The organism is Streptomyces sp. NPDC059900, assembly GCF_050270335.1.
Lineage (GTDB): Bacteria > Actinomycetota > Actinomycetes > Streptomycetales > Streptomycetaceae > Streptomyces.
The window spans coordinates 1-1,498 of sequence record NZ_JBNNJZ010001060.1; the positions used below are offsets into that span (position 1 = coordinate 1).

Genomic DNA, 1,498 nt, shown 5'->3' on the forward strand with positions numbered 1-1,498 from the left:
GTGTGATGGCGAAGCCGGAGGAGCGCACGTCGGCCACGGTTTCGTCGTCGGTGATGGACCCCCGGTTCTCCCGGGTGTTCATCCCCTGCATCTCCAGTTCGGTCGTCACCCCGAATCGCAGGGCGAGCTCCAGGGTGCCCGGGGCGGAGTGGACGTGGGCGTCGATGAGCCCCGGCAGCAGGGTGGCGCCGCTGCCGTCGACGATCTCGCAGTCCCGGGGGGCGTCGCCGCCGATGCGGGCGATCCTCCCGCCGTCGATGACCACGGTCTGCTCGCCAACCGCCTTCTCTCCGTCGAAGATCTGTGCGCCTGTGATCGCGGTGAGCGCCATAGCGGTCCGCCTCGTTCCTCATTCGTCCAAGATTTACATACCTGATGCTATGTACTTGTCTCCAGGTATGCAAATGAACGGACCGGGCCTAGAATCGGCCGCATGAGCAGCGCGTCTTCCCCCGAGCAGCCGTCCGACGACCTGGCACTGGACCAGATCGGCCCGGCCCTGTCCCGACTGCGACGACGCGCACCGGCATCGGGCAAGGACCTCTCCCGCAACTTGGTACTCAACGTGATCACCGACGCGCCGGGCGAGATGACCGTCGGCGGCCTGGCTGCCGAGATGGGCGTTGCCCAGCCGGTGGCCAGCCGGACGGTCGCCGCCTGCATCGAGGACGGACTGCTGCGCCGCGCGGCGTCCCAGGCCGACGGGCGCCGTACGGTGCTCGAACTCACCGAGCACGGCGAGGCCGAACGCAACCGCTTCGCCGCCGAGCAGCGTAAGGCGTTCCAGGAGATCACCGCGGCCTGGTCACCGGAGGAGCGGATCCAGTTCGCACGGCTGCTGGCCCGGTACGGAGCTGACGCCACCGCGTGGTCCAGGAAACAGAACACCGGCCGCGACTGAACGAGCAGGCCCCCCAAAGCGATCACACCGGACCTCTGGCCGGTGACGCCGGGCCGACGCCAACTCAGCGCGGCAGCCGGCGGATTGCGCAGATCCCACGGGGGGCAGGCAGAGGACTGGATGTCAGTGGTGCCTGGCACTCTGGCGCTCATGGACTGGGCGGCCACTCCGGCGCCTGGCACAACCCGGCCGAGGGCCGAGGCGATGTCTTGGTCATCCGCATCCCGGAGAGCGCGGTCTCCCACGGCGATATCTACCTCACCATGATCACGGGGACTCGGGAGCAGATAGCGGAGCGCCGCTACGGCGAATTCGAAGTCGGGCTCCGAGACCTCCCCGGCCGCTCTACGGCCTGACAGGTCCAGGTGTCTCCTCCGATGAGGAAGGGGCGGGGGTCGGCGACGTGCTGTTGCTCGGGCTGGCCGGCGGGGGAGTGTCAGCGGGAGCGGGCGGGGCGTCCTGTGAGAGGAGCCGCGGCAGCACGAGGAGGACGACGGTCACTGCCGCGGCCAGCAGGACTACCGCGGCTGTGCGCAGTCGGGGGTGGATGGCCGTCCGTGCGCGGGTCGTCCGTGTGCGGGCCGATGGGGGGAAGTC

Annotated in this window: 1 protein-coding gene and 1 pseudogene; one reads left to right on the top strand and one right to left on the bottom strand. The window is 69.5% G+C overall.

Translation table 11 applies throughout. The features are described from left to right. Positions 1-331: pseudogene (locus ACQKIP_RS47195) on the bottom strand (amidohydrolase family protein); the annotation flags it as partial. A 102-nt stretch (positions 332-433) separates the two neighbouring features. Here ACQKIP_RS47195 and ACQKIP_RS47200 point away from each other — a divergent pair. Next, positions 434-901 carry a MarR family winged helix-turn-helix transcriptional regulator gene (locus ACQKIP_RS47200; RefSeq protein ID WP_365864855.1) on the top strand — a complete coding sequence of 156 codons (468 nt, stop codon included), beginning with the start codon at positions 434-436 and terminating at the stop codon, positions 899-901. Positions 902-1,498: the final 597 nt, after the last annotated feature.